Here is a 26,899-nt window from a genome sequence, read left to right as displayed (position 1 = left end):
TCAGGGCAGCAGGACCACCGCCAGTCGGCGCGGTCCGTGGACGCCCTTGACCCGGATCATCTCGATGTCGGCGGTGGCGGACGGCCCGCTGATGAAGGTGAGCGGGCGCCGGGGGTCGAGGACGGCGAGCGCGCCGGGCAGCGCGGAGTGCACCTGGGACGCGCGGACCACGCAGACGTGCAGGTCGGGCAGCAGAGTGGCGGCGCGCCGGCCCTGGCCGGGCCCGCCGTCGAGGATCAGGGTGCCGGATTCGGCGACGGCGGCGGTGCAGGCCGTCAGGACGGCGTCGGCGGCGTCGAGTCGGGCGGTCTCCAACAGCGGCCGGTCGACGAGCACCTCGCCGCTCCAGTCGGCGGTCCACTCGTCGGGCAGCCCGACGGGCGCCACCACGCTGCGTGCGCCGTCGAGGGCCTGCGCCACGGCGGCAGCGGCGGCGTCGGCCCGCAGCACGGTGGCCCCGTACTCGGTCAGCCGTTCGGCGAACAGGGCGAGCACGGCCGGGCGGTCGGTCTCGTCGAGGCCCGGGGCGTGCCGCAGGTAGTGCCGGGGCGGAGCCACCGCGGGCGGGACGGCGGCGGCGCGGATCCGGCGGAGGATCTCGGTGCGGGCGTCGGTCACTTGGCGTCTCCTTCGGTCCGCTTCCACCAGGTGCGGAAGGACTCCCGGGGGATGGCGGGGACGGTGCGGCTGTCGGTCCAGCCGCCGAGCGGGCCGGGCAGTCGGATCTTCCGGGGCAGCAGCAGCGGGCCGACCAGTCCGATGCTCTTCACGGCGGCCTTCCAGGCGGCCTGGTGTTCCATCACACCGCCGACGGCGCCGAGTGCCGCGCGTTCGACGGGGTGCTTCCCGCCGTCGGCGACCTGGGCGCGCAGGTCGAGCAGCACGTCGGTGAAGCGGATCCGCACCGGGCAGACCTCGTTGCAGGCGCCGCACAGGGTGGAGGCGTACGGCAGGGACGCGGTCTGCGGGTCGTCGAGGCCCTTGAGCAGCGGGTTGAGGATCGCGCCGATCGGCCCGGGATAGACCGAGCCGTAGGCGTGGCCACCGGTGCGCTCGTACACGGGGCAGATGTTCATGCAGGCACCGCAGCGGATGCAGCGCAGCGCCTGCCGGCCGGTCGGGTCGGCGAGGGCGCGGGTGCGGCCGTTGTCGACCAGGACCAGGTGGAAGGTCTGCGGGCCGTCGCCGTCGGCCCCCTTCGATGGTCCCAGCCCGGTCCAGGTGCTGGTGTAGGGGGCCATCCGTTCGCCGGTGGCGTTGCGGGCGAGCAGCTGCAGGAAGACCTCCAGGTCCTGCCAGCTCGGGACGGTCTTCTCGATGCCGACGACGGAGATCAGGGTGTCGGCGAGGGTGAGGCACATCCGGCCGTTGCCCTCGGATTCGACGACCACCAGGGTGCCGGTCTCGGCGACCAGGAAGTTAGCGCCGGAGACGGCGACCTTCGCGCCGAGGAACTTCTCCCGCAGGTGCAGCCGGGCCGCTTCGGCGAGTTCGGCGGGCTCGTCGGTGAGTCCGTCGGGCGCGGGGCGGCCGTACCGGCCCATCTCGCGCACGAAGATGTCGCGGATCTCGGTGCGGTTGCGGTGCAGCGCGGGCACCACCACGTGCGAGGGCAGGTCGTCGCCGAGCTGGACGATGGTGGCGGCGAGGTCGGTCTCCCGGGCGTTGATCCCGGCGGCTTCGAGGGCGGCGTCGAGGCCGATCTCCTCGGTCAGCATCGACTTGACCTTGACGATCTCGCGTTCGCCGGTGGCCCGGACCAGGTCGGTGACGATCCGGTTGGCCTCGGCGGCGTCCCGCGCCCAGTGCACGGTGCCGCCGGCGGCGGTGACCTTCTCCTCGACCTGGAGCAGGTGGATCTCCAGGTTCGCCAGCACCTGGTCCTTGATTCCGGCGGCGGCGTCCCGCAGCGCCTCCCAGTCGGGGCGCTCGGCGGCCAGCACCGCCCGCTTGCCGCGGATGGTGTGGGTGGCGCGGCGCACGTTCTCCCGCAGCTGCCGGTTGCCGACCTCGCGTTCGGCGGCCTCCGGGAACGCGGGCCAGCCCAGGAACGACCTCGTCATCGTGCACCCTCCACCACGGGGAGGCCGGGCAGCGGCCCGTCCTGTTCGGTCCGGGCGAGGATCTCCACCAGGTGCAGGGTGCGCACCGGGTGGCCGTCCCGGTTCAGCCGGCCGCCGATGTTCATCAGGCAGGAGTTGTCGACGGCGGCCAGCACGGACGCCCCGGTCTCCAGCACGTGCCGGGCCTTGTCGCCGTTCATCGCGCCGGAGACCGCCGGGTTCTTCACCGAGAAGGTGCCGCCGAAGCCGCAGCACTCGTCCTGCGCGGGCAGCTCCACGAAGTCGATGCCGCTGACGGCGCGCAGCAACCGGTAGGGCCGCTCCCCCAGCCGGGTGGCGCGCAGGCTGTGGCAGGTCGGGTGGTAGGTGACCCGGTGCGGGAAGTACGCGCCGACCTCCACGACGCCCAGCCGGTCGGTCAGGTACTCCGTCAACTCGACGACGCGGGGCGCGAGTTCGGCGACCTCCCGGGCCAGCCCGGGATCGCCGACCACGGCCGGCGGGTACGCCTCGGCGGGCATGCCGGCGCAGGACGCCGAGGGCACCACGATCTGCTCGTAGCCGCCGAAGGTGTCCACGAAGTGCCGGGCCAGCTTGGCGGTCTCCTTGCGGTAGCCGGTGTTGAAGTGCATCTGCCCGCAGCAGCTCTGGGCCGGCGGGAAGTCCACCTCGACGCCGAGGCGGCGCAGCAGGGTGACGGTGGCGCGACCGGTGCCGGGGAACAGGGTGTCGTTCAGGCAGGTCACGAACAGGGCGGTGCGTGGGCCGGGGTCGTTCGGAGGCATGCCTGCATCATAGATGCAAGCATGGATGCAAGGTGGGATTGCGTGGCAGAATGGCGGAGTGACCGACGCGCAGACCGACCCGACCGCCGCGACCGCCGCCGATCCGCAGTCCACCGCGGAGCGGGCCTACCAGCACGTCCGCACCCGGCTGCTCGACGGCTCCTGGCCGGGCGGCACGCTGCTCTCCGAGGGCGTGGTCGCGATCGAGCTGGGCCTGTCCCGCACCCCGGTCCGGGAGGCGTTCCTGCGCCTGCAGTCGGAGGGCTTCCTGCGCCTGTACCCCAAGCGCGGCGCACAGGTCGTCCCGATCGCCCCGGGCGAGGCCCGGAACGTGCTGGCCGCCCGGGTGCTGTTCGAGCGCGCCGCCGTCGACACCCTGGCCGAGCGCGGCCCGGCCGCGCTGACGGCCGCCGCCGCCGAGCTGCGCGCCGCCTGCGAGCGCCGCGACCCGCACCCGGTCGAGGCCGGCCGGCACTTCCACCTGACCCTGCTGCGGGTCGCCGGCAACCCCGTCCTGACCTCCCTGTACGAGACCCTGTGGGACCGTCAGATACGCATCTCGGCCGCCGCCACCGCGACCAGCGAGCACGCCGCCGAGGACCACGCCGAGCACCTGGCGCTCGCCGACGCCCTCGCCGTCCCCGACCCGGAGCTGGCCCGCGCCCTCGTCTCGGCGCACGCGGACTCCCTGCTGGCGCGCATCGGCTGACGCCGCGTACGACGAGGGCCCCGGGGATCGCCCCGGGGCCCTCGTCGGACGGATCGGGCTACTTGCGGCCGCGCAGCTCGCGGTAGCGGCCGACCAGGGAGGCGGTGGAGGCGTCCAGCGCCTCGCCGCCCTCGCCGGTCAGCAGCACCGGCTCGATCTTCTTGGCCAGCACCTTGCCGAGCTCCACGCCCCACTGGTCGAAGGAGTCGATGTTCCAGACCGCGCCCTGGACGAACACCTTGTGCTCGTAGAGGGCGATCAGCTGGCCGAGCACGTGCGGGGTGAGCTCGTCGGCCAGGATGGTGGTGGTCGGGTGGTTGCCGCGGAAGGTCTTGTGCGGGACCAGCTCGGCGGGCACGCCCTCGGCCGCGACCTCCTCGGCGGTCTTGCCGAACGCCAGCGCCTGGGTCTGCGCGAAGAAGTTGGCCATCAGCAGGTCGTGCTGGGCGACCAGGCCGGCCTGCAGGTCGTCGACCGGGCGGGCGAAGCCCAGGAAGTCGGCCGGGATGACCTTCGTGCCCTGGTGCAGCAGCTGGTAGTAGGCGTGCTGCCCGTTGGTGCCGGGGGTGCCCCACACCACGGGGCCGGTCTGCCAGTCGACGGGGCGGCCCTCGCGGTCCACCGACTTGCCGTTGGACTCCATGTCGAGCTGCTGCAGGTACGCGGTGAACTTCGACAGGTAGTGCGAGTACGGCAGCACCGCGTGCGCCTGGGCGTCGAAGAACGCGCCGTACCAGACCCCGAGCAGGCCCAGCAGCAGCGGGGCGTTCTGCTCCGCGGGCGCGGTGCGGAAGTGCTCGTCGACCAGTCGGAAGCCGGCCAGCATCTCCTGGAAGCGCTCCGAGCCGATCGCGATCATCAGCGACAGGCCGATCGCCGAGTCGTACGAGTAGCGGCCGCCCACCCAGTCCCAGAACTCGAACATGTTGGCGGTGTCGATGCCGAAGTCGGCGACGCCCTGGGCATTGGTGGACAGCGCCACGAAGTGCCTGGCGACGGCCTCCTCGCCCGCGCCGAGCTGCTCCAGCAGCCAACTGCGGGCGGCGACCGCGTTGGTGACGGTCTCGATGGTGGTGAAGGTCTTCGAGGCGACGATGAACAGCGTCTCGGCGGCGTCCAGGTCGCGCACCGCCTCGTGCAGGTCGGCGCCGTCCACGTTGGAGACGAAACGGACCGTCAGGTCGCGGTCGGTGTAGGAGCGCAGCACCTCGTAGGCCATCGCCGGGCCGAGGTCGGAGCCGCCGATGCCGATGTTGACGACGTTGCGGATCCGCCTGCCGGTGTGGCCGGTCCAGACGCCGGAGCGCACCCGCTCGGAGAAGTCGGCCATCTTGTCCAGCACGGCGTGCACGGCCGGGACGACGTTCTCCCCGTCGACCTCGACGACCGCCCCGCGCGGGGCGCGCAGCGCGGTGTGCAGGACGGCGCGGTCCTCGGTGGTGTTGATCTTCTCGCCGCGGAACATCGCGTCGCGCAGCTCGGCGACGCCGGTGGCGGCGGCCAACTGGCGCAGCAGGTCCAGGGTGCGGTCGGTGACCAGATGCTTCGAGTAGTCGATGAAGAGGTCGCCGACCTGGAGGGTGTAGCGGCTGCCCCGGTCGGGGTCGGCGGCGAACAGCTCGCGCAGGTGCTGGTCGCCGAGCTCGGCCCGGTGCTTGCCCAGCGCGGCCCACTGCGGAGTGCGGTCCAGCGGGGTCCGGCCGTTGGCGGGGGTGTCCGTCATCGGTTGCTCCTTGCGTCATGCGGGTGCCGATACCGGCAGGTCCGGCGGGAGGGGTGCGCTGGGGCCGGCCGGTACGGTGCGTCTGCCTCATCCGTCGTCAGCCTTGCCCGCCCCAACCCTATTCCCTGCGGAGCACGCCGCCGGGACATCCGCGGGCCTGCGCACCGGGCGGTCGACGGACCGTCACTTCCTGGCCGACTGGAGGTCGAGCGTCCGCAGCACGTGGTCCGCGATCTCGGGGTCGGCGCCGGCCTCGCCGCGGGCGATCAGCACCTCGCGGCGGGACGCGGCGATCATCTCCTGCTCGACCGTGAACGCCTGCCGCCACTTCTTGCCGCGGCGCTTCGCCTCCAGCGCCTCCTCCTCCTCGTACCGGTCCGGGCAGAGCCGGGCCAGCCGGTCGTGCTGGCGCTCGCGCAGCCGCTCGGTGATCTCCGGCGGCAGCTGGTCCTGCTCCTCCAGCTCGGTCAGCCGGTGCAGCCCGGCCTTGGCGGCCCGCCACCACAGGTCCCGGACGGCCTGCTCGTGCGCGTCGTGGTCGCTGTCCAGGCCGAGCAGCTTCACCACGTAGGGCAGCGTCAGGCCCTGCACCACCAGGGTGAACAGGACGACGCTGAACGCGATGAAGATGATCTCGCTGCGGGCCGGGAACTCCAGCCCGTTGTGCAGGGACAGCGGAATGGCGAGGGCCAGCGCGACGGTGGCGACGCCGCGCATCCCGGACCACCACAGCACCACGGTCTCCCGCCAGCTGATCGGGGTGTCCTCGTCGCCGTGGCTGAGCCGCTTGGACAGCCACGCGGCGGGCAGCAGCCACAGCAGCCGGACCAGGACCACCACGGCGATCACGATCGCGGTGTCGCCGAGCATGGTGTGCCAGGTGTCCTTGACGTCCCGCAGGACGGTGGACAGCTCCAGGCCGATCAGGCCGAACGCGACGCCGGTGATCAGCGTCTCGACGATCTCCCAGAACGCGTTGCCGACCAGCCGGAACGACACGTCGTCGGCGTCGGACGCCCGGTCGGCCAGGTACAGCGCGCAGACCACCACGGCGAGCACGCCGGAGCCGTGCGCCTCCTCGGCCAGGGTGTACGCGGCGAACGGCACCAGCAGGTTCAGCGCCACCTGCTGCGTCGGGTCCTGCAACCGGCCCGCCAGCTTGGCGTTGGCCCAGCCCAGTCCGACGCCGACCAGCACCGCGACCACCGCCGACAGCAGGAACCGCAGCAGCGCGTGCCCGACCGACAGGTCGCCGTCGACCACCGCCTCGATCGCCAGCGAGTACACGACGATCGCGGTGACGTCGTTGAACAGGCCCTCGCTCTCCAGCACCGAGACCAGCCGGCGCGGCAACCCGACCTCGCCCGCCACCGCGACGGCCGCCACCGGGTCGGGCGGCGAGACCAGTGCGCCCAGCGCGACCGCCGCCGCGAGCGGCGCGGCCGGCACCAGCCAGGAGAAGACGCCCGCGACGGCCGTGGTCGTGACGATCACCAGCGCGACGGCCAGCAGCAGGATCGACCGGACGTTGGCCTTGAAGTACCGCACCGAGGAACGCCGCGCCACCGCGAAGATCAGCGGCGGCAGCACCAGCGGCAGGATGAACTCCGGGTCGATCTCGACGTTGGGAATCTGCGGCACCACGGCGAACACCAGGCCCACCATGGTCATCAGCACCGGTTGCGGGATTCTGCTCTTCCGCGCCAGCGGCATCGTCACCACGGAGGCGAGCAGCACCAGGAAGAGCAGGGTCAGCTGGCCCACGACGGTTCCTCTCGCAGAAAGCGGACGGCCGCGTTCAGCATACGTTCCCGCCCCAACCGGACCGATTGTGTGTTTCCGGCGCTGACCAGGTAATGTTCTCTCCGTCAGCAAGCGCCGCTAGCTCAGTTGGTTAGAGCAGCTGACTCTTAATCAGCGGGTCCGGGGTTCGAGTCCCTGGCGGCGCACAGACAGCAGAAGGCCCCTCGCGGAAGCGAGGGGCCTTCTGTGTTTTTCGCTGTTCCTCGCCCCTCCTCACGCCGCACGCCGCTCGTTCACGCACAGCACGTTGCCGTCCAGGTCCTTGAACCACGCGGCCCGCATGCCGTCGGCCTCGGCGACACCGTTCAGGGTCTTCAGGCCCGGCAGGTCGTACTCCTCGAACACCACGCCACGACCGCGCAGTTCGGTCATCTCGGTGTCCAGATCGGCGACCTTCCAACTGGCCAGCGTGTGACCGGCCTGCCCCCCGTAGGGCGTCTCGTACAGCGAGAACTCACAGCCCCCGGACCGGAACGTGACGTCCTCCGCCCCCTCCGTCACCACCTCCAGCCCGAGCGTCTCCCGGTAGTACTGCTTCGCCCGCCCCATGTCGGTCACCGGAATCACCGCGCACAACGGCGCATCGCCCAGCATCACCACCACCTCCTCCCCTCAGGCTAGGCACGCCGTCCCACCCCGGCGACCGGCCGCGACCGCTCCGCTTCGGGTGATCTTGCTCGGCTGTCGGCGCGGCGTCCGACCGGGCACGGCGTGCGGTCCGGCATGCATGTCCCGGGCCGGCGTTCGCGGGCGAATCATGCTCTCGCCGACCCGCCAATTCACCGCCGCCCGAAAGGATTTGATCACCATGAGGCTGGTACGACGAATCGCCGCCACCGGCTGCCCCCTCGCCCTCGCCCTGGGCGGCGTCGTCGCCGCCGCTCCGACCGCGAGCGCCAGCCCCGTCGGCTGTTACTACCGCGTTCTGGAGCAGGTCCCGGACGCCGACCACGAACTCGTCGAGGACGCCTGCAAGACCGGCGCAAGCGGCGAGGAGGGCGCCTTCAAGGCCTGCTACCGCATCCTGCGCGAAGACTACGTCCCCGCCGTCATCGCCGCGGAAGCCTGCCGCGACGCAGCCAAGTAACAAACCCGCCCGGCCCGACGCAAGCCCCGCGCCGGGCCGCGGCACACCGCCACCCGGTACCCGGCAACCGGGCCCACTGACCGCTCACCCCCACAGCCCGCCGCAGGCGAATCCCCCGCACACGGCCGGGGCCGGCCACCGTCCGGTGACCGGCCCCGCTGGTAGCTGTGATCCCCTACCCGAAGTAGCTGTGGAAGTTCTTCGAGAACTCGTTCCCGTTGTAGTTGTCCCAGTTGATCGACCAGGTCATCAGCCCGCGGAGGTTCGGCTGCTTGCCGGCGCGCGGGGTGTAGGAGCCGCAGCCGGTGCCCTTGGTGAGGCAGTCCAGGGCCTGGTTGACCACGGCCGGGGCGACGTAGCCGTTGCCCGCGTAGGTGTTGGCGGGCATGCCGATCGCGACCTGGGAGGGCTTGAGGGGCGGGAACATGTTGGCGGTGTTGCCGGCCACCGGGAAGCCGGCGAGGAGCATGTCGGTCATGGCGATGTGGAAGTCCGCGCCGCCCATGTTGTGGTACTGGCCGTCGAGGCCCATGATCGAGCCCGAGTTGTAGTCCTGGACGTGAAGCAGCGTCAGGTCGTCGCGCAGCGCGTGGATGACCGGCAGGAACGCTCCGGCGCGCGGGTCCTGGCCGCCCCAGGGGCCCGAGCCGTAGTACTGGTAGCCGAGCTGGACGAAGAAGGTCTCCGGTGCCATGGTCAGCTGGAACTTCGCGCCGTACTTGGCCTTCAGGGTCTTCACGGCCGAGATCAGGTTGGTGATCACCGGCGTGGTCGGGTTCTTGAAGTCGTTGTCACCGGTGTTGAGCGACAGCGAGTGTCCTTCGAAGTCGATGTCGAGGCCGTCGAGGCCCCACTTGTCGATGATCGAGGAGACCGAGGAGACGAAGGCGTCGCGTGCGGCGGTGGTGGTGAGCTGCACTTCGCCGTTCTGGCCGCCGATCGACAGCAGCACCTTCTTGCCCTTGGCCTGCTTCGCGGCGATCGCCGCCTTGAAGTCGGCGTCGGACTCGACGCCCGGGCACTGGGCGACGGGGCAGCGGTTGAAGTGGATGTTGCCGGAGGTGATGGAGTCCGGCTCGCCGAAGGCCAGGTCGATGATGTCCCAGCTGTCGGGCACGTCCGACATCTTCAGGTACCCGGCGCCGTTGGCGAAGCTCGCGTGCAGGTACCCGACCAGCGCGTGGCTCCCGGCCGGCGGCGGCGAGGTCGCCGAGCCCGACGGACTGGCGCTGGCCGAAGCGGAAGCAGAGGCCGAGGCGGAGGCGGACGCGGAGGCGGAGGCGGAAGCCGAGGCAGAGGCGGACGGGCTCGGCGAGCTGGGCACCGAGGGCGAGGAGCTCGGTGTGCCCGGCCCGTCCAGCGAGATGTCGTCCGCGTAGTAGGTGCCCTGCCCGTACCAGCCGTGGGTGAAGACGGTGGCGGAGGTCTGGGTGGCGGCGGTGGTGAAGCTGACGGACAGCTTCTGGTAGGCGCCGCCGGTGCCGGGCGTCCAGGTCGAGCTGCCGCCGTTGACGCCGAGGTAGACGTACGCGCCGTTGACGTACGCGCTGAGCGTGTACGTGGTGTTGGGGGCGACCGCGACGGTCTGGGTGCACTGGGCGGTGTCGGTGGAACCGGCCGCGCCGGCGAGTGCGTAGCTGCCGCTGTGCGCGTGGCCGGTGACGACGCTGCCGGTGGCGCCGCTGCAGGTCCAGGGGGCCAGGGCGCCGGACTCCAGGCCGCCGTTGACCAGGAATTCGCCGGCCGAGGCCGACCCGGCCAGTCCGAAGCTGATGGCGACGGCGCCTGCGGCCGCCACCGCCCAGGCCGTTCCGGCGGCGAGCAGCCGCTTCTTCCGGGAAGTGCGCATGTGGGGATGCTCCTGCCTGATGTGTGGGGGACGTCCGTCTCCCGCCCGCCGGACTGTGGGGTTCCCGGCCCGGGGCATGCCGCCGCACCGGCACGCGCCCTGGGAGTTGGACTAGACCACTGAACCGGCTCGGCCCGCCCCTGTCAATGGACCCACGACCGGCGTTCCCTGACGGTGACTCAGCCCGGGGGAACGCGCCCGGACCCGCCCGCGTTGCGGCCCCCGGCGCGGGGTCGAACCATGGAGTGGTGCCCGGATACCTGCGTTTCCCCCATGTACGCGACGGTCTGCTCGCCTTCACCGCCGAGGACGACGTCTGGGTCGCGCCGCTCGCCGCGGACGGCCGCGTCGGACGGGCCTGGCGGGCCAGTGCCGACCGGACCAGGGTGAGCCACCCCAGGCTGTCGCCGGACGGCGCCTCGCTGGCCTGGACGAGCTGGTTCGCGCTGACCCCGGAGGTGTTCACCGCCCCGGTGGCGGGCGGCCCGGCGACCCGGTTGACGTACTGGGGCAGCCAGGACACCCGGGTGCGGGGGTGGCTGCCGAACGGGGACGTGCTGGCGGTCAGCTCGTACCACGAGCCGTTCGCCCACTACACCTGGGCGTGGGAGCTGCCGCCGGACGGCTCACCGGGCCGCCGGATGCCGTGGGGGCCGGTCGCGGACGCCCAGATGGGCGAGGGGCACACGGTGCTGCTGACCGATGCCGCCCCGCACGAGCCGGCCTCCTGGAAGCGGTACCGGGGCGGCGCGAAGGGCCGGCTGTGGGTGGACCACGACCTGCTGCTGCCCGACCTGCCGGGGCACCTGGCCGCGCCGATGCCGGTGGCGACCCCCGCGGGGACCAGGGTGGCGTTCCTGTCCGACCACGAGGGCGTCGGCAACGTGTACTCGGTGCGCCCGGACGGCAGCGACCTGCGCCGGCACACCGACCACGCCACGTACTACGCGCGGGAGGCCGCCACCGACGGGACCCGGATCGTCTACCAGCACGCCGGCGACCTGTGGCTGCTGGACGGCCTCGACGCGCCCGCCCCGCACCGTCTGGAGGTGCCGCTCGGCGGCGCCCGGTCCGGCCGTCGCCCGTACCAGGTGAGCGCCGCGAACAACGTCAAGGACCTGGCCTGCGACGCCACCGGCCGGGCCGGGGTGATCAACGTGCGCGGCTCGCTGTACTGGCTGACCCACCGGGAGGGCCCGGCCCGGGTGCTGGCCGACACCCCGGGGGTGCGCTGCCGGCTGCCGCTGGTGCTCGGCTGGGGCGGGCAGGCCGCCTGGGTCACCGACGCGGAGGGCGAGGACGCGATCGAGCTGGCGCCGCTGCCCGGCAAGGACGGCCCGGCGGACGGGCGGGCCGCGCACCGGCGGATCGCCGCGGGCCGGATCGGCCGGGTCCAGGAGCTGTCCGCCGCCCCCGACGGCAGTCTGCTGGCGGTGGCCTGCTCGGACGGCCGACTGCTACTGGTGGACACCGCCGAGGGCGGCGTCACCGAGGTCGCCGCGTCCCGGTTCGGACCGGTCTCCAGCCCGTCGTTCTCCCCGGACTCGCAGTGGCTGACCTGGTCCCAGCCGGTCGCGGGCCGCTCGCTGCGCGCCGTCCGGCTGGCCCGGGTGGACCGGCCGGAGCGCACCGTCGACGTCACCGGCGGCCGGTTCGAGGACGAGCATCCGGTGTTCACCCGGGACGGCCGGTTCCTGGTGTTCCTGTCCTGGCGGGGCTTCGACCCGGTGCACGACGTGCACACCGGCGACCTGTCGTTCCCGCTCGGCTGCCGCCCCTACCTGGTGCCGCTGGCCGCCGACACCCCGTCGCCGTTCGCCTCCCCGGCCGAGGGCCGCCCGCCGGTCGGCCTGGACCCGGAGGAGGCCACCGGCGACGGCACCGTACGGGTGGACGAGGAGGGGCTGAGCAAGCGCCTGGTGCCGTTCCCGGTGATCGCCTCCAAGTACTCGGCGACGGCGGCGGTGCGCGGCGGGGTGATCTGGCTGCGCTGGCCGATCTCCGGCGCGCTCGGCCAGACCTTCGCCAACCCGGAGGACACCTCCGGCCGCCCCGCGCTGGAGTTCTTCGACCTGGCCCGGGGCCGCCGCAGCACGCTGGTGGAGCAGCTGGACGGCTTCGCGGTGTCCGCCGACGGCTCCGCGGTCTCGGTGTTCTCGGGCGGCGCGCTCAAGCTGTACCCGATGGCCGCGCCCACCGCCCCGCTCGCCGTCGACCTGCGCCGGATCACCCACACCGTGCACCCGGCCGCCGAGTGGCGGCAGTCCTACTTCGAGGCCGCCCGGATCGTCGCCGACCAGTTCTGGGACGCCGGCATGTGCGGCCTCGACTGGCCCGAACTCACCGACCAGTACGCCCCGTTGCTGGACCGGGTGGCCTCCCCCGACGACTTCGCCGACCTGCTGCGCGAACTGCTCGGCGAACTCGGCACCTCGCACGCCTACGTCACTCCCTCCCGGCGCGGCGAGGGCCCGGCGATCGCCCAGCTGCCGCTCGGCCTGCTCGGCGCCAACGCGCACCGCGACCCGGACGGCCGCTGGCTGGTCGACCGGATCCTGCCCGGCGAGTCCTCCGACCCCAAGGCCCGTGCGCCGCTCGCCGGTTACGGCGTGCAGGACGGCGACGAGCTGGTCGCCGTGGACGGCCGTCCGCCCGACCCGGTGCGCGGCCCCGCGCCGCTGCTGGCCGGCACCGGCGGCACCACGGTGGAGCTGACGGTCCGCCACGGCGAGCGGCTGCGCCGGATCGCCGTCACCCCGCTCACCGACGAGCGGCCCATCCGCTACCAGGACTGGGTGGCCAAACGCCGCCACCTGGTGCGGGAGTTCAGCAACGGCGTGTGCGGCTACCTGCACATCCCGGACCTCGGCGGCTCCGGCTGGGCCCAGTTCAACCGCGATCTGCGCTCCGAACTCGCCCACCCCGCGCTGGTGTTGGACGTCCGCGGGAACGCCGGCGGGAACGTCTCCGAGCTGGTCCTGGAGAAGCTCCGCCGCCGCGTCCTCGCCTGGGACTTCACCCGCGGCCGGCAGCCCGTCCGCTGGCCCCGGGACGCGCCGCGCGGCCCCGTGGTCGCGCTCGCCGACCACGCCACCAGCTCCGACGGCGACGTCATCATCGCCGCCATCAAGGCCCTCGACCTCGGCCCGGTGGTCGGCACCCGCACCTGGGGCGGCGTGGTCGGCATGACCGGCCGGCACGCGCTCGGAGACGGCACCCAGATCTCCGTCCCGAAGAACGCCTCCTGGTTCACCGGCGGCATCGGCTTCTCCATCGAGAACCACGGCGTCGCCCCCGACATCGAGGTCGTCCGCACCCCGCGCGACTGGGCCCGCGGCGAGCACACCGACCTCGCCGCCGCCGTCACCCTCGCCCTCGACCTCCTCACCACCACCCCCGCCGCCGCACCCCCGCCGCCGACCGCCGCCCGGCCCGACCTGCGCCGCCCGCCGCTGCCACCGCGGGAGCCCTGAGGGCGGGGCGGGGCCCAGAACGCCGGATGGCCGGCCCCCGGAAGGGGCCGGCCACACGGGGGAAGGACGCTGTTACTTGGTGCCGCGGGAACGACGGCGGGTGTTGAGGAAGAACACGCCGCCCGCGGCGGTGAGGGCGAGGGCCCCGGCGGCCAGCGGCGCGGACTTGTCGCTGCTGTTGCCGGCGGCGGCGACCTGCTCGGTGTTCACGTTGGTGGGAACCGACGCGGACAGCACCTTGGTGCCGGTGCCCGAGGAGGGCGACACCCACGGGGAGGGCGACGTCCACGACGACGCGGAGGCCGACGGGGACGGCGACGTCCAGGAGGACGCGGAGGCCGACGGGGAGGGCGACGTCCACGACGATGCGGAGGCCGACGGGGACGGCGACGTCCAGGAGGACGGCGAGGCCGACGAGGAGGAGGACGCGGAGGCCGACGGGGACGGCGAGACCGGCCCGGTGTTCGAGTCCACCCGCGGCATGGGCTGGTGGTTGCTCTCCAGGCTGCGGTCGCCGTCCGCCGCGCCGCGGGCGAGCACCGTGCCCCCGGTGATCTGCGACGCGACCGACTTCGGCGCGGTGATCGTCAGCTCGAAGCGGACCGTCTCGCCGTCCGCCAGCGGCGTGTCCAGCGCGCCGGAGGCGCCCCAGATCGACGGGTCGCAGCCCATCCGGGTGGGCAGCTCGACCGTGCCGCTGTCCTTCACCCAGTTCACCTTGGTGTTGCTGGTGTTCATCACGCCGAGCTGGGTGAAGATCACCGGCACCACGGTGACGTGCTGGTACGCGGCCCCGGTGTTGTTCTTCGCCCAGAGCCACACCCGGTAGACCGCCGTGTCGCCGTCGAGGGCCGGGGTCATGTTGGAGCTGGTCGTCAGCTCGACGTGCCCGTTGTGGGCGGGAGCGTTCTCGACCGCGTTCTCGCCCGGCAGGTGGACCGAGCCGTTCGCGCACGGCACCACCGGCTTGTCGTCGTCCGCCCAGGCGGTGCCGCCGGCCACAGTGGTGGCGGCGAGCATGATCGCGGCGACCGCGGTGGCCTTCTTCACGGAAGCGACGGACGGTGCGAACCGACGAGCGGTCATGGTGGTCCCCCCAAGGGATCGAATCTGGCTGAGCTGCAGGAGAGGCGCTCCTGCCAGGCCTCTTCCCCTTGGCCCGGTCCGTCGCGCAAGAACAATCTAGCCCGCTCAACGTCCTTGGGGCGTATGCCTCCTGTCACTGAACTGTCACAGGATCCTCACCCGAACGATCGGCCCCGGACAGCCGGACGCCGGCGCCGTTCGGCACCGGCGTTCACGGGTCGGTCTCAGCCCCAGGGATCGCCCTCGGCCGTCATGTTCTCGGCGGCCTCGCGGTCCTCGCGTTCCTGCTGGACGCGGCGCTCCGCCTCGTCGCGGGTGCGTTCCACGGTGTCGCCGAAGGCGTCGGCGGCCTCGTCGTGGGCGAGAGCGGCCCGCTCGGCGGAGTCCTCGGCCGGGGCAGCGGGCTGGGCGGGCTGATGGCGGAACCTGTCGAAGATGCCCATGTCTCCTCCTCGGGTGGGCGTCCCCCCTGCTTCGGTGCCTCTCCTGTCACGGTACGCCGCCCGGGATCGGTCACACGTACCCGTGCGGGCTCCGCCCACCCTCGCACCGGCCTCCGGGCGTCGCACCCCGGCGACCTGCGGCTCACCCGCCCGGCGGACACCGGCGCCGCGCCGGGGGCGGCCCGAACTCCCGTACGGCGCAACGGAGAAGGCCGATGGTCCCGGGTGGATCGCGCCCATCGGCCGTAGCCGCGACAGGGTCCGCCGCCCGACGCTGAGGGGGTCAACCGGTCCCGGCAGTGCCGCCGGGGCGCCCCGCAGCCGCACCCCGAGAGGTGAGCCGCGCCATGTCCGGTCAGAACTCCCCCACCGTGAACGCCGAGACCACCGAGCACGCCGAGCACGCCGAGCACACTGAGATCACCGAGCACGTCGACGCCCTGGTCCGCAACGGGCACAAGGCCCTCCAGGAGTACGCGGGTCTCACCCAGGAACGGGTGGACCGGATCGTCAAGAAGGCCTCGCTGGCCGCGCTGGCCGCGCACACCCGGCTGGCGGTGCTGGCCGTGGAGGAGACCGGGCGCGGGGTGTTCGAGGACAAGGCGGTGAAGAACGTCTTCGCCTGCGAGCACGTCACCCACTCGATGGCCGGGATGCGGACGGTCGGGGTGATCGCCCGGGACGACCTCGACGGGATCGTGGAGATCGCCGAGCCGGTGGGCGTGGTCGCCGCCCTCACCCCGGTGACCAATCCGACGTCCACCACGGTGTTCAAGGCGCTGATCGCGCTGAAGACCCGCAACCCGATCGTGTTCGCCTTCCATCCTTCGGCGCAGCGCTGTTCGGCGGAGGCGGCCCGGATCGTCCGGGACGCGGCGATCGCGGCGGGCGCCCCGGCGCACTGCGTGCAGTGGGTCGACCGTCCGTCGATGGCGGCGACGGACGCGCTGATGCGGCACGAAGGGGTGGCGACGATCCTCGCCACCGGCGGCAACTCGATGGTGCGGGCGGCCTATTCGTGCGGGAAGCCGGCGCTGGGCGTGGGCGCGGGGAACGTCCCGGCGTACGTGGAGCGGAGCGCGGACCTGAAGCGCGCGGTGAACGACATCGTGCTGTCGAAGTCCTTCGACAACGGGATGATCTGCGCCTCCGAGCAGGCGGTGATCCTGGACGAGGAGGTGTACGAGCCGGCGTTGGCGGAGTTCCGGACGCTGAAGGCGCACCTGGCGGGCCCGGCGGAGAAGGCCCTGCTGGAGCGCCATCTGTTCGACGGAGAGGGGAAGTTGAACCCGGCGGTGGTCGGGCAGTCGGCGCAGGCGGTCGCGCAGGGGGCGGGCTTCGAGGTGCCGGAGGACACCTCGGTGATCCTGGCGGAGGTCGCCGGGGTGGGCGCACAGGAGCCGCTGACCCGGGAGAAGCTCTGCCCGGTGCTGGCGGTGCTGCGCGCCCGGACGCGTGCGCAGGGCGTCCAACTCGCCGCGCGGATGGTGGAGTTCAACGGTCTGGGGCACTCGGCGGCGGTGCACACCGAGGACGCGGCGTTCGCCGAGGAGTTCGGCGCCGGGGTGCAGGCGTGCCGGATCATCTGGAACGCGCCGAGTTCGCAGGGCGGCATCGGCGACGTGTACAACGCGTTCCTGCCCTCGCTGACGCTGGGCTGCGGCTCCTGGGGGCACACCTCGGTGTCGGGGAACGTCTCGGCCCTGCACCTGATCAACGTCAAGCGGATCGGGCGGCGCAACACCAACATGCAGTGGTTCAAGGTCCCGCCGAAGATCTTCTTCGAGCGCAACTCGCTCGGCTACCTGGCGGACATGCGCGGCGCGCACCGGGTGGTGGTGGTCACCGACCGGACGATGGTGGAGATCGGCCACCTGGAGCGGGTCCGGGAGGTGCTGCGGCGGCGCCCGGAGCCGGTGGAGGTGCGGGTGGTGGACTTCGTGGAGCCGAACCCGAGTATCGCGACGGTGGAGCGGGGCGCGGAGCTGATGCGCGACTTCCGGCCGGACACCATCGTGGCGCTGGGCGGCGGCTCGCCGATGGACGCGGCCAAGGTGATGTGGCTGATGTACGAGCACCCGGAGGTGGAGTTCGCGGACCTGAAGGAGAAGTTCTTCGACATCCGCAAGCGCGCCTTCACCTTCCCCGACCTGGGCGAGAAGGCGAAGCTGGTGTGCGTCCCGACCACCTCGGGCACCGGCAGCGAGGTCACTCCGTTCGCGGTGATCACCGACCCGGAGACCGGTCAGAAGTACCCGCTGGCGGACTACGCGCTCACCCCGACGGTGGCGATCGTGGACCCGGCGCTGACGACCGACCTGCCGGCGGCGGTGACGGCCGACTCCGGGTTCGACGCACTGACGCACTGCATCGAGGCGTACGTGTCGGTGTACGCCAACGACTTCACCGACGGCCTGGCGCTGCAGGGCATCCGGCTGGTCTTCGAGAACCTGGCGGCGGCGGTCCACGACGGCCCGAACGACCCGGTGGCGCGGGAGCGGATGCACAACGCCGGGACGATCGCGGGCATGGCGTTCGGCTCGGCGTTCCTGGGCGCGGTGCACGCGATGGCGCACACCCTGGGCGCGACCTTCCACGTGGCGCACGGGCGGACCAACGCACTGCTGCTGCCGCACGTGATCCGCTGGAACGGCTCGGCGCCGGCCAAGGTGACCGGCTGGCCGAAGTACCGCAGCTACGTGGCCCCGGAGCGGTACCGGCAGATCGCCCGGATGCTGGGCCTGCCCGCCGACACCCCCGAGCAGGGCGTGGAGTCGCTGGCGCTCGCGGTCGAGGAGCTGCGCGAGCGGGTCGGCATTCCGCGCTCGTTCAAGGAGGCCGGGGTGGACGAGGCGGCGTTCCTGGCGGGGCTGGACCGGCAGGCGATGAACGCGTACGAGGACCAGTGCGCGCCGGCCAATCCGCGGCTGCCGATGCTGCGGGACATGCGGCGGCTGATGACCCTGGCGTACTACGGCGACGACCGGGCGGTGTGAGGCCCCATCTCGGACTCGGGAGGCGATCCGGGGACCAAGGTCCCCGCTGATCAGGACTTTTCGATCCCATGTGAGTTCGTGAATCGTTTCACAATAGTGCGCGTAGGCGAGAGGCGGGAGCGAGGCAATGAGCACGCAGCACGCGGAGCGCATCCACAGCGGTGCGTGGGACGGCTTCAAGGGCGGCCTGTGGCGGGACGCCGTCGACGTCCGCGACTTCATCCAGCAGAACTACACCCCGTACGAGGGCGACGCCGCCTTCCTGGCCGGGCCGACCGCGCGGACCGCGGCGATCTGGCGGCGGATCACCGACCTGTTCCCCGAGGAGCGGGCCAAGGGCGTCCTGGACGTCTCCTGGGACACGCCGTCCACCATCACCGCGCACGCCCCCGGGTACATCGACCGGGACAACGAGCTGATCGTCGGCCTGCAGACCGACGCCCCGCTGAAGCGGGCGATCATGCCGAACGGCGGCTGGCGGATGGTCGCGGGCGCGCTGGAGACGTACGGCTACCCGGTGGACCCGCAGTGGGAGAAGGTCTTCACCGTCCACCGCAAGACCCACAACGCGGGCGTGTTCGACGCCTACACGCCCGAGATCCGGGCCGCCCGCAAGGCCGGCATCGTCACCGGCCTGCCGGACGCGTACGGGCGGGGCCGGATCATCGGCGACTACCGGCGGGTGGCGCTGTACGGCGTGGACCGGCTGATCGCCGCCAAGCGCGAGGAGAAGACCGGCCTGGACGCCGCGCCGCGCGACCCGCGCGCGCTGGAGGACACCATCCGGGAGCGCGAGGAACTGGCCGAGCAGATCCGCGCGCTGGAGGAGCTCAAGGCGATGGCCGCGAGCTACGGCCAGGACATCTCCGGGCCGGCCGCCACCGCCCAACAGGCGATCCAGTGGCTGTACTTCGCCTACCTGGCGGCCGTGAAGGAGCAGAACGGCGCGGCCATGTCGCTCGGCCGCACCTCGACCTTCCTGGACGTCTACCTGGAACGCGACCTGGCCGAGGGCCGGCTGACGGAGAGCCGGGCGCAGGAGCTGATCGACGACTTCATCGTCAAGCTGCGGATCGTCCGCTTCCTGCGCACCCCCGAGTACGACGAGCTGTTCTCCGGCGACCCGACCTGGGTCACCGAGTCGATCGGCGGCATCGGCGCCGACGGCCGCCCGCTGGTCACCCGCACCTCGTTCCGCTACCTGCAGACCCTGTACAACCTGGGCCCGGCCCCCGAGCCCAACATGACGGTGTTCTGGTCGCCGAAACTCCCGCAGGGCTTCAAGGAGTTCTGCGCGCAGGTGTCCATCGACACCTCCAGCGTGCAGTACGAGTCGGACGAGCTGATGCGCCCGCGCTTCGGCGACGACACCGCGATCGCCTGCTGCGTCTCCGCGATGGAGGTCGGCAAGCAGATGCAGTTCTTCGGCGCCCGGGTCAACCTCGCCAAGACGCTGCTCTACGCGATCAACGGCGGGCGGGACGAGATCACCGGCGAGCAGGTCGGGCCCGAGACCGGCCCGATCGAGGCCGAGGTCCTGGACTACGACGAGGTGGTGGAGCGCTTCGACCGGCAGCTGGAGTGGCTGGCCGAGACGTACGTGCACGCGCTGAACGTCATCCACTACATGCACGACAAGTACGCGTACGAGCGCCTGGAGATGGCCCTGCACGACCGCGCCGTGCGGCGCACCATGGCCTGCGGCATCGCCGGGCTCGCGGTGGCGGCGGACTCGCTGTCGGCGATCCGGTACGCCACGGTGCGGCCGGTGCGCGACGCGTCCGGGCTCGCGGTCGACTACACCGTGGAGGGCGAGTACCCGGCGTACGGCAACAACGACGACCGGGCGGACGGGCTCGCGGTGCGGCTGGTCGAGGAGTTCATGCGCAAGATCCGCAAGCACCCCACCTACCGGGGCGCCGAGCACACCCAGTCGGTGCTGACCATCACCTCGAACGTGGTCTACGGCAAGAAGACCGGCTCCACCCCCGACGGCCGCCGGGCCGGCGAACCGTTCTCCCCGGGCGCCAATCCGATGAACGGCCGCGACACCCACGGCTACGTGGCCAGCTCCATGTCGGTGGCGAAACTCCCCTACGACGCCGCCGAGGACGGCATCTCGCTGACCAACACCGTCACGCCCGACGCGCTCGGCCGCACCCGCGAGGAGCGGGTGCGCAACCTGGCGGGCGTGCTCGACGGGTACACGGCCGTCGGCGGGTTCCACATGAACGTCAATGTGCTGAACCGGGACACCCTGCTGGACGCCATGGAGCACCCCGAGGAGTACCCGCAGCTGACCATCCGGGTCAGCGGCTACGCGGTCAACTTCGTCCGGCTGACCAGGGAACAGCAGCTGGATGTCGTCAACCGCACCTTCCACGGCTCGCTCTGAGCCCCGTCGACGGATCCCAGGAGGCACCGGCATGCTCACCACCGTTCTGAAGGCAAGCGGCTCGGTGCACTCCTGGGACCTGTCGACCGGCGTGGACGGCCCCGGCACCCGGTTCGTGGTCTTCCTCGCCGGGTGCCCGCTGAACTGCCTGTACTGCCACAACCCCGACACCATGCGGATGGCGAGCGGCCACCGGACCACGGCCGACGAGGTGGTCGCCGAGGCCGCCAAGTACACCGCCTTCATCCACGCCTCCGGCAGCGGCGGCGCCACCCTCTCCGGCGGCGAACCCCTGCTCCAGCCGGCCTTCACCGGCGAGCTGCTCCACCGCTTCAAGCACGGGCTGGGCCTGCACACCGCCCTCGACACCTCGGGCTTCCTCGGCGCCCGGGCGGACGACGCCCTGCTCGCCGACACCGACCTCGTCCTGCTCGACATCAAGTCCTGGGACCGCGCCCTCTACCGCCGCCTGACCGGCCACCGGCTCGAACCCACCCTCGACTTCGCCCGCCGGCTCGCCGACCTCGGCAAGGAGGTCCACCTGCGCTTCGTCCTGGTCCCCGGCCTCACCGACCCGCCCGAGAACATCGCGGGCGTCGCCGCCTTCGCCGCCTCCCTCGGCAACGTCTCCCGGGTCGACGTCCTTCCGTTCCACAAGCTCGGCCAGTCCAAGTGGGCCGCGCTGGGCCGGGAGTTCACCCTCGCCGACACGCCCACCCCGACCGCGGAACAGGTGCAGGCCGCGCGCGACGTCTTCGCCGCGCACGGCCTGCGTGCGGTGTGACGCCGCGTCAGCCGGAGATCGAGGCGACGCCGGTCTCCAGGTGGCCGGTGAAGCGCTGGGACCAGCTCGGGTCGCCGCTGACCGTCACCGTGAAGTCGTACCAACCGTTGGTGTAGGCCGCCGCGTTGAACCAGTCACTGGTACTGGCCCCGGCGGCGACCTGGTAGGTCCAGGGGCCGTCGGTGCGGTAGTTGGTGGAGGTGACGGTGAACGTCACGGGGGCGGTGCCGGTGTTGGCGAGCTTGAACCAGAGGGCGAGCTTGCCGGTGTCGGGGGCGGGCGCGTAGGTCGCGGTGACGGCCGCGTTCTTGCCGGCGGCGGTGGCGTCGCCGGTGAAGCGGCGCAGGAAGCGGTTCGGGCCGACCACCGTCAGGTCGTACTTGCCCGCGCCGTAGCCGGTGCCGCAGTTGAAGAAGTCGCTGGTCGCCGCGCCCGGGTCGACGGTGTACTGCCAGGGGCCGCCGGAGCGGTAGGCGTTGGCGTACGCCGCGAAGTGGCTGGTGGCGCTGCCCGCGTTGGACATCGCGATCCAGACCTTCATCACCCCGCCGGAGCCGAACTCCAGGTGGTCCAGGTTCGCCACCGGCTGGTACGGCAGCGCCCGGGCCGGACGGGTGCCGGCCTCCTGCGCGGGCAGCTGGTTGTTGACGGGCGCCGGGTTCGGCAGCGGGCCGCAGGCGGCCAGACCGATGGTCCCCGAGGTGTCGGGCAGCGCGGGCATCCCGTACACCGGGTTCGCGAAGTCGAACAGTCCGGTCAGGTCGCCGCACACCCGGCGACGCCAGTCCGAGATGTTCACGCACGTCGCGGGCCGGCCCTGGGCGGCCGTCCACTTCTCCAGGAAGCGCAGCACCGAGGTGTGGTCGAAGGTCTCCGAGGACACCCAGCCGCCGCGGCTCCACGGGGAGACGGCGAGCATCGGGACGCGGAAGCCCAGACCGATGTTGGTGCCGCTGTAGAACTCCCCGGCGGTGCCGGCGGGTGCGGCCGGCGGCGGGACGTGGTCGAAGAAGCCGTCGTTCTCGTCGTAATTGACGAACAGGATCGAGGAGTTGAAGACGTTCGGGTCGGCGTTCAGGGCGTCCATCACGTTGTGCACGAAGTGCGCGCCGTCGGCCGGCGTGGCGTACGGGTGCTCCGAGGACGCCTGGTCCGGCACGATCCACGACACCTGCGGCAGGGTGCCCGCCAGCACGTCCGCCTTGATCGCCGCCACGATGTCGTCCGGCGTCCGGTTGGTGACCTTCGGGACGGAGCCCATGCCCTTCACCGCGAGGGCGCTGCCCGCCGGGGCCGAGGAGAACTGGGTGAAGTACGCCAGCGCGTTGTCGCCGTAGTTGTCCGACGCGTTCTGGTAGACCTTCCAGCTCACCCCCGCGTTCTCCAGCGCCTCCGCGTACGTCTGCCAGCGCAGCCCCGACTCGTCGCCGCCGTCGTACGCCGGGCCGCCCGCCGTGCCGGACGGGTCGATCTGGCCGGACCAGTGGTAGGTGCGGTTCGGGCCCGTCGCGCTCAGCACCGAGCAGTGGTAGGCGTCGCAGACCGTCCAGTTGTCGGCCAGCGCGTAGTGGAACGGGATGTCCGCCCTGGTCAGGTAGCCCATCGTGCGGACGTTGCCCTTGGCCGCCACCCAGGAGTCCAACTTGCCGCCGTTCCACGCCTTGTGCTGATCGGACCAGGCGTGGCTCAGGTCCCCGTTGCACTGCGCCAGTCGCTCCGGGTCCGCACCGCCGGCCGGCTTGGTGGCGCTGAACTGCCACGGGTACTGACGGCCCAGCAGGTTCGGCTGGTTGAAGACGCTGTAGCCGCCGGATATCTGGATCGCCGAGCGGTCCGCGAAGCCGCGCACGCCCTTGAGCATCCCGAAGTAGTGATCGAAACTCCGGTTCTCCTGCATCAGGACGACGATGTGCTTGGCGTCCGTGATGGTTCCCGTGGTCCCCGCCGGCGCCGCGACCGCCGGGACCGTCCCGCCCGCCACGCCCGACCCGGCGACCGCCGCACCGGCCGCCGCACTCGCCGACAGTGCGATGAACTTCCTACGACTCAGCTCTGCCACTTTGACCCGCCCGTCCCTTCGGCTGCTGCTGATGATGTTGTTCAGACACCTCGTGCCGAACGCCGAGCATCCTCACGCAGCCGGGGCGACATGGCCATGACTTTCCCCGAAGGATTGTTGGACTGTTCACCAGATGAACGCCGGGTACCCAAACGGCCGTTGACGACACCCCGGCCCGGGCGGAACCTCACCGCGAAGCGGACCCACCCCCTCTACTCCTTGACGGTGATCCCCAATGCCTGCGCGAACTGCGGTGCGAGGTCCAGTAGTTGGTGCGTCGAGATGATCGCTCCGCGCAGACCCTGGTGGCCGTCCGGCAGGTCGAGGGTGGCGGCTCGGCGGAGGTCCACGCCCTTGAGGGTCGCGCCGCGCAGGCGGACGTCGTTCAGGGTGGAGCCGGGGAACGTCACGTCGGTGAGCTTCGCGTCGGCGAGGTCGACGTCGCGCAGGAGGCAGTCCTCGAAGACCACGTCGCGCAGTGTCGCCCCGCGCAGGTTGACCGCTTCGAGCTTGCACTGCCGGAAGACGGTGCGGCGGATCGCGGAGCTGTACGCGGAGATGCCGGCCAGCACGGTGGAGTCGATCTCGGTGTCCTGCCACTCGCTCTCGGCGAGGTCGACCCCGACCAGTCGCCCGCCGTGCAGCCACGCCTCGTTGAAGCCGGCCCGGCGCAGCTTCGCGTTCTCCGCGCGGATGCCGGTGAACGCGCATTCCAGGAAGTGCGCGCCGCCGAGCTGCCCGGTCAGGTCGAGGTCGTCGAAGTGGACGGTGTCGTAGCGGGTGTCGGCCCGCAGCGGCCCGGTGTGGCGTTGCAGCAGGTGGGCGTAGGGGAGGTCTTCCAGGCGCACGGTTTCGTCAGCTCCGTTTCACGGTCTGCGTGGTCAGGGCGATGCCGATGGCGACGGCGAACGCCACCAGGAGGCCGGCGATGGGCACGGCGGCGTCCCCGGCCAGCGTCGCAGCCAGCACCGACAGCGCGGCGAGCGGCAGGATCGGCTGGGCGGCGCCGCGCTTGTGGTGGCGCACGTGCAGGGCCCAGACGGTGAACAGGAACAGCGCGGTCGGGACGGTGACGGCGGCGGCCGCGGCGCGGTCGGTCAGCTGGGTGGCGCCGACGGCGTGCTGGACGGCGACCACCAGTCCGGCGCCGACGGCGGCCGCGGAGGCGAAGACGACGTAGTGGCCGTAGCCCCAGGGCAGCGCCTGGCGGGCGGAGTTCAGGTAGGGGTGGGCGTCGTCGGCGAAGTAGATCCACCAGGCGCCGAAGCAGATCAGCAGTCCGCCGCCGGCGATCGGCAGCAGTTCGGCGACGGCCTTGTGCTCGTCCAGCGCGGTCTGGATGGCGACGGTGGCGGCGGCGACCGTCTCACCGAGCACGATGATGGTGAACAGGCCGTACCGCTCGGCGATGTGGTGCCGGTGCCACGGGGTCCGGTTGTGGGTCTCGGCCCAGACGGGGACGGCGAGTTCGGCGATCACACCGACCGCGAACAGCACCGGGCGGGCCGCGTCCGGGACGAACAGCAGCACCACCCAGAACGCCTGGACGACCGTGATGCCGAGGGCGTAGCGCCGCGCGGCCGTCCGGGCGGGCCCGCTCTCGCTCCGGGCGGCGCGCAGCCACTGGGTGACCATGGCGAGGCGCATCAGCAGGTAGCCGACCACCACGAGGTCGAGGTTCTGGTCCCCGAAGAGGCGTGGCACGCCCGCTGCGAGCACCAGCACGCCGGTGATCTGGACGAGCGTGGTGAGCCGGTAGGGGACGTCGTCCACGTCGTACGCGGAGGCGAACCAGGTGAAGTTCATCCACGCCCACCAGATGGCGAAGAAGGACATCAGGTATCCCGGCAGGGCGGCCGAGAGGTGTCCGGCGGCCAGCGCGTGGGCGAGTTCGTGGCCGGCCTGGGCGATGGCCACCACGAAGCACAGGTCGAAGAACAGTTCCAGCGGGGTGGAGACGCGATGGGACTCGCCCCGGTCGCGGGCCAGCATCCGGCGGACCGGACGGTAGCGGTCGGGGGCGGCGGTCATCGGCCTGCTTTCACGGCGGGGCCGCGCGGCTGGGAGCGCGCGCGGCCGGGGAGTTGCTCTCCCCACGATCCTTGCATCCGGGGCGCGAGGCCGCACGGACCGTCCCCGAACCACCGATTGGCCCGGTTCGTCCGGTTCGGCCGTCCGTCAGGCAGAGTTGACGCCGCAGTGCTCGATCCGGGTGACAGCTGGGGCCGTCCGGGGCGTGTGATGCGCAGCTTGTCCCGTCCGCCCCGTTTGGCCCGATAGATTCCTCTGCGGATGGACGGGCGGACGGCCGCTTCACGGGCAACGCGGAAGGTCAAGGAGGAAGGCGCGGACTCTGGGGGCGGACATGCCGCTGCGTCCCTGTTTCCGCCCGCCGGCACTCCTCGCGATCACCGCGCTGTCCGGCGGCGACTGACGGCCGGTCGAACCATCCCCGTTCGCCGGGCCCGGCTCCTCCGCGGCCTGATGGCGGTGTCCGCACAGGTGTCCACCGAGGTCAGCGGGGGTCGTCGTGAACTGGGTCGATGGCGCGATCCTGGTCGGCATGCTGGTGGGCACGGCGGCCTGCATGCTCCTGGTGCAGCGCTACGCCTCCGTCCCGGCCCGGGTGAACTGCAACGACGTGGCGGGCTTCATCTTCGCCGCGGTCGGCGCGTTCTACGCGGTGCTGGTGGCCTTCGTGGTGATCGTGGTGTGGGAGAACACCTCGACCGCGCGGGCGACGACCTTCGAGGAGGCGGACGAGCTCGCCGGGGTCTACTGGATGTCCCGGCAGATGCCGCTGCCGGAGGGCGCCCAGCTGGAGGGGCTGACGCTCAGCTACGCGCACGCGGTGGTGAACACCGAGTGGCAGCAGATGACCGGGCACCACAGCGACCCGGCGGCGACCGCGTTGATGTACCAGGTCCGCGACACCGCGCTGGCCTTCCAGCCCAACGACAACCGCGAGTCGACGATCTACCAGAACCTGGTGCAGCACGTGGACGGCCTGGCCAGCAAGCGCCGCGCCCGGCTGAACCTGATCGCGGACTGCGTACCGCCGCTGCTGTGGGCGGCGCTGATCGCCGGCGCGGTCGTCACCATCGCCTTCACCTTCCTGTTCGGCCTGTCCAACACCTGGGTGCACCTGATGATGGTGCTGTCGCTGGCCGGTCTGATCGGGCTGTCGCTGATCGCGATCAAGGAGATGAACTATCCCTTCGACGGGGCGAACTCGGTGAAGTCGACCGCGTTCGAGGTGTTCCTGGCCCGGCTCCCACCACCGCGCTGAGCCGTGGGCGACACTGCGTGGCGGCGGCGTCACGATTCGGTGGAACGGCGCCGGGCGTGTAATGTTCTCCAGGTCAGCAGGCGCCGCTAGCTCAGTTGGTTAGAGCAGCTGACTCTTAATCAGCGGGTCCGGGGTTCGAGTCCCTGGCGGCGCACAGACAGCCGAAGGCCCCTCGCGAAAGTGAGGGGCCTTCGGCGTTCCCGGGGCCCTGGCGGCCGCGGGGAGCCCGGTTTCACCGCAGGTCGGGAAGCGTGTACTGTTCTCTTCGTCAGCAAGCGCCGCTAGCTCAGTTGGTTAGAGCAGCTGACTCTTAATCAGCGGGTCCGGGGTTCGAGTCCCTGGCGGCGCACAGACA

At 71.9% G+C, this 26,899-nt stretch carries 19 protein-coding genes and 3 tRNA genes; 10 read left to right on the top strand and 12 right to left on the bottom strand.

Annotated features, from left to right (window positions below; all coding sequences use genetic code 11):
• Genes ACI1MP_RS24780 through ACI1MP_RS24770 form a run of 3 tightly spaced genes read right to left on the bottom strand, consistent with a single transcriptional unit; the run spans window position 1 to window position 2,848 of the window.
• The gene (locus tag ACI1MP_RS24780) at window positions 1-618 is read right to left on the bottom strand and encodes an LUD domain-containing protein (RefSeq protein WP_100588678.1); all 618 of its coding nucleotides are present in this window, start codon (window positions 616-618) and stop codon (window positions 1-3) included.
• Window positions 615-2,063, bottom strand: a complete 1,449-nt coding sequence (locus ACI1MP_RS24775) for a lactate utilization protein B (RefSeq protein WP_404869497.1) — start codon at window positions 2,061-2,063, stop codon at window positions 615-617. Before ACI1MP_RS24775 ends, ACI1MP_RS24780 begins: the two co-directional genes overlap by 4 nt.
• On the bottom strand, window positions 2,060-2,848 hold the full coding sequence (locus ACI1MP_RS24770; protein ID WP_404869496.1) for a (Fe-S)-binding protein: 789 nt from the start codon (window positions 2,846-2,848) through the stop codon (window positions 2,060-2,062). The genes ACI1MP_RS24775 and ACI1MP_RS24770 overlap by 4 nt, the downstream gene beginning before the upstream one ends.
• Window positions 2,849-2,906: 58 nt before the next feature.
• Between ACI1MP_RS24770 and ACI1MP_RS24765 the strand changes: the two genes are divergently transcribed.
• Complete coding sequence (locus ACI1MP_RS24765) at window positions 2,907-3,557, top strand: GntR family transcriptional regulator (RefSeq protein ID WP_404869495.1); 651 nt, start codon at window positions 2,907-2,909, stop codon at window positions 3,555-3,557.
• 58 nt (window positions 3,558-3,615) lie between these two features.
• On the opposite strand, the gene pgi is transcribed toward ACI1MP_RS24765, so the two are convergent.
• Window positions 3,616-5,280, bottom strand: coding sequence for a glucose-6-phosphate isomerase (pgi, locus tag ACI1MP_RS24760; RefSeq protein WP_380341624.1), 1,665 nt, complete (start codon window positions 5,278-5,280; stop codon window positions 3,616-3,618).
• A 183-nt stretch (window positions 5,281-5,463) separates the two neighbouring features.
• The gene (locus ACI1MP_RS24755; RefSeq protein ID WP_100588673.1) at window positions 5,464-7,044 is read right to left on the bottom strand and encodes a Na+/H+ antiporter; all 1,581 of its coding nucleotides are present in this window, start codon (window positions 7,042-7,044) and stop codon (window positions 5,464-5,466) included.
• A 111-nt stretch (window positions 7,045-7,155) separates the two neighbouring features.
• On the opposite strand from ACI1MP_RS24755, the gene ACI1MP_RS24750 reads away from it, so the two are divergent.
• Window positions 7,156-7,229 (top strand) — tRNA-Lys (locus tag ACI1MP_RS24750).
• A gap of 67 nt (window positions 7,230-7,296) precedes the next feature.
• Here the strand turns inward: ACI1MP_RS24750 and ACI1MP_RS24745 are convergent.
• Complete coding sequence (locus ACI1MP_RS24745; RefSeq protein ID WP_189276926.1) at window positions 7,297-7,677, bottom strand: VOC family protein; 381 nt, start codon at window positions 7,675-7,677, stop codon at window positions 7,297-7,299.
• Window positions 7,678-7,891: 214 nt separating this feature from the next.
• Between ACI1MP_RS24745 and ACI1MP_RS24740 the strand changes: the two genes are divergently transcribed.
• On the top strand, window positions 7,892-8,170 hold the full coding sequence (locus tag ACI1MP_RS24740; RefSeq protein WP_380341628.1) for a hypothetical protein: 279 nt from the start codon (window positions 7,892-7,894) through the stop codon (window positions 8,168-8,170).
• A 175-nt stretch (window positions 8,171-8,345) separates the two neighbouring features.
• Here the strand turns inward: ACI1MP_RS24740 and ACI1MP_RS24735 are convergent, their stop codons facing one another.
• Window positions 8,346-10,019 (bottom strand): chitinase, encoded by a 1,674-nt coding sequence (locus tag ACI1MP_RS24735; RefSeq protein ID WP_380341630.1) that lies wholly within the window; start codon window positions 10,017-10,019, stop codon window positions 8,346-8,348.
• A 245-nt stretch (window positions 10,020-10,264) separates the two neighbouring features.
• On the opposite strand from ACI1MP_RS24735, the gene ACI1MP_RS24730 reads away from it, so the two are divergent.
• Entirely contained in the window at window positions 10,265-13,492 is a 3,228-nt protein-coding gene (locus ACI1MP_RS24730) for a S41 family peptidase (RefSeq protein WP_380341632.1), read from the top strand.
• A 72-nt stretch (window positions 13,493-13,564) separates the two neighbouring features.
• Here the strand turns inward: ACI1MP_RS24730 and ACI1MP_RS24725 are convergent, their stop codons facing one another.
• Complete coding sequence (locus ACI1MP_RS24725; protein WP_380341635.1) at window positions 13,565-14,578, bottom strand: hypothetical protein; 1,014 nt, start codon at window positions 14,576-14,578, stop codon at window positions 13,565-13,567.
• 224 nt (window positions 14,579-14,802) lie between these two features.
• Window positions 14,803-15,021: a hypothetical protein gene (locus tag ACI1MP_RS24720; RefSeq protein ID WP_043914085.1), complete on the bottom strand. Its 219-nt coding sequence runs from the start codon at window positions 15,019-15,021 to the stop codon at window positions 14,803-14,805.
• 347 nt (window positions 15,022-15,368) lie between these two features.
• Between ACI1MP_RS24720 and adhE the strand changes: the two genes are divergently transcribed.
• The 3 genes from adhE (at window position 15,369) to pflA (ending at window position 21,196) form a co-directional block, all read left to right on the top strand.
• Window positions 15,369-18,017 (top strand): bifunctional acetaldehyde-CoA/alcohol dehydrogenase, encoded by a 2,649-nt coding sequence (adhE, locus tag ACI1MP_RS24715; protein WP_404869494.1) that lies wholly within the window; start codon window positions 15,369-15,371, stop codon window positions 18,015-18,017.
• Between the two features lie 127 nt (window positions 18,018-18,144).
• Window positions 18,145-20,412, top strand: coding sequence for a formate C-acetyltransferase (gene pflB / locus ACI1MP_RS24710; protein ID WP_404869493.1), 2,268 nt, complete (start codon window positions 18,145-18,147; stop codon window positions 20,410-20,412).
• Window positions 20,413-20,443: 31 nt separating this feature from the next.
• Complete coding sequence (gene pflA, locus ACI1MP_RS24705; protein WP_404869492.1) at window positions 20,444-21,196, top strand: pyruvate formate-lyase-activating protein; 753 nt, start codon at window positions 20,444-20,446, stop codon at window positions 21,194-21,196.
• A gap of 7 nt (window positions 21,197-21,203) precedes the next feature.
• Here pflA and ACI1MP_RS24700 read toward each other — a convergent pair whose 3' ends face one another.
• The 3 genes from ACI1MP_RS24700 to ACI1MP_RS24690 all read right to left on the bottom strand — a co-directional run bounded on the left by ACI1MP_RS24700 (window position 21,204) and on the right by ACI1MP_RS24690 (window position 25,286).
• Window positions 21,204-23,255 carry a phosphocholine-specific phospholipase C gene (locus tag ACI1MP_RS24700; RefSeq protein WP_404869491.1) on the bottom strand — a complete coding sequence of 684 codons (2,052 nt, stop codon included), beginning with the start codon at window positions 23,253-23,255 and terminating at the stop codon, window positions 21,204-21,206.
• 212 nt (window positions 23,256-23,467) lie between these two features.
• Window positions 23,468-24,103, bottom strand: coding sequence for a pentapeptide repeat-containing protein (locus ACI1MP_RS24695; RefSeq protein WP_380341649.1), 636 nt, complete (start codon window positions 24,101-24,103; stop codon window positions 23,468-23,470).
• A 7-nt stretch (window positions 24,104-24,110) separates the two neighbouring features.
• Complete coding sequence (locus tag ACI1MP_RS24690) at window positions 24,111-25,286, bottom strand: low temperature requirement protein A (RefSeq protein ID WP_380341652.1); 1,176 nt, start codon at window positions 25,284-25,286, stop codon at window positions 24,111-24,113.
• A gap of 499 nt (window positions 25,287-25,785) precedes the next feature.
• On the opposite strand from ACI1MP_RS24690, the gene ACI1MP_RS24685 reads away from it, so the two are divergent.
• From ACI1MP_RS24685 to ACI1MP_RS24675, 3 genes are all read left to right on the top strand, one after another.
• Window positions 25,786-26,544: a hypothetical protein gene (locus ACI1MP_RS24685; protein ID WP_380341655.1), complete on the top strand. Its 759-nt coding sequence runs from the start codon at window positions 25,786-25,788 to the stop codon at window positions 26,542-26,544.
• An 80-nt stretch (window positions 26,545-26,624) separates the two neighbouring features.
• Window positions 26,625-26,698: transfer RNA gene (locus ACI1MP_RS24680), tRNA-Lys, on the top strand.
• A 121-nt stretch (window positions 26,699-26,819) separates the two neighbouring features.
• A tRNA-Lys gene (locus tag ACI1MP_RS24675) sits at window positions 26,820-26,893 on the top strand.
• Window positions 26,894-26,899 lie beyond the last annotated feature (6 nt).

The sequence above is a fragment of the Kitasatospora griseola genome (assembly GCF_044999035.1).
GTDB classification, from domain to species: domain Bacteria; phylum Actinomycetota; class Actinomycetes; order Streptomycetales; family Streptomycetaceae; genus Kitasatospora; species Kitasatospora griseola.
This window is presented reverse-complemented; position numbering and strand designations above follow the sequence as displayed.

What these genes read in the sequence shown, in the direction of transcription:
- ACI1MP_RS24740 (WP_380341628.1), top strand. Translation starts at nt 7,892, where the DNA reads ATGAGGCTGGTACGACGAATCGCCGCCACCGGCTGCCCCCTCGCCCTC.
- pflA (WP_404869492.1), top strand. Translation starts at nt 20,444, where the DNA reads ATGCTCACCACCGTTCTGAAGGCAAGCGGCTCGGTGCACTCCTGGGAC.
- pgi (WP_380341624.1), bottom strand. Translation starts at nt 5,280, where the DNA reads ATGACGGACACCCCCGCCAACGGCCGGACCCCGCTGGACCGCACTCCG.
- ACI1MP_RS24720 (WP_043914085.1), bottom strand. Translation starts at nt 15,021, where the DNA reads ATGGGCATCTTCGACAGGTTCCGCCATCAGCCCGCCCAGCCCGCTGCC.
- pflB (WP_404869493.1), top strand. Translation starts at nt 18,145, where the DNA reads ATGAGCACGCAGCACGCGGAGCGCATCCACAGCGGTGCGTGGGACGGC.
- ACI1MP_RS24725 (WP_380341635.1), bottom strand. Translation starts at nt 14,578, where the DNA reads ATGACCGCTCGTCGGTTCGCACCGTCCGTCGCTTCCGTGAAGAAGGCC.
- ACI1MP_RS24775 (WP_404869497.1), bottom strand. Translation starts at nt 2,063, where the DNA reads ATGACGAGGTCGTTCCTGGGCTGGCCCGCGTTCCCGGAGGCCGCCGAA.
- ACI1MP_RS24690 (WP_380341652.1), bottom strand. Translation starts at nt 25,286, where the DNA reads ATGACCGCCGCCCCCGACCGCTACCGTCCGGTCCGCCGGATGCTGGCC.
- adhE (WP_404869494.1), top strand. Translation starts at nt 15,369, where the DNA reads ATGTCCGGTCAGAACTCCCCCACCGTGAACGCCGAGACCACCGAGCAC.
- ACI1MP_RS24745 (WP_189276926.1), bottom strand. Translation starts at nt 7,677, where the DNA reads ATGCTGGGCGATGCGCCGTTGTGCGCGGTGATTCCGGTGACCGACATG.
- ACI1MP_RS24735 (WP_380341630.1), bottom strand. Translation starts at nt 10,019, where the DNA reads ATGCGCACTTCCCGGAAGAAGCGGCTGCTCGCCGCCGGAACGGCCTGG.
- ACI1MP_RS24770 (WP_404869496.1), bottom strand. Translation starts at nt 2,848, where the DNA reads ATGCCTCCGAACGACCCCGGCCCACGCACCGCCCTGTTCGTGACCTGC.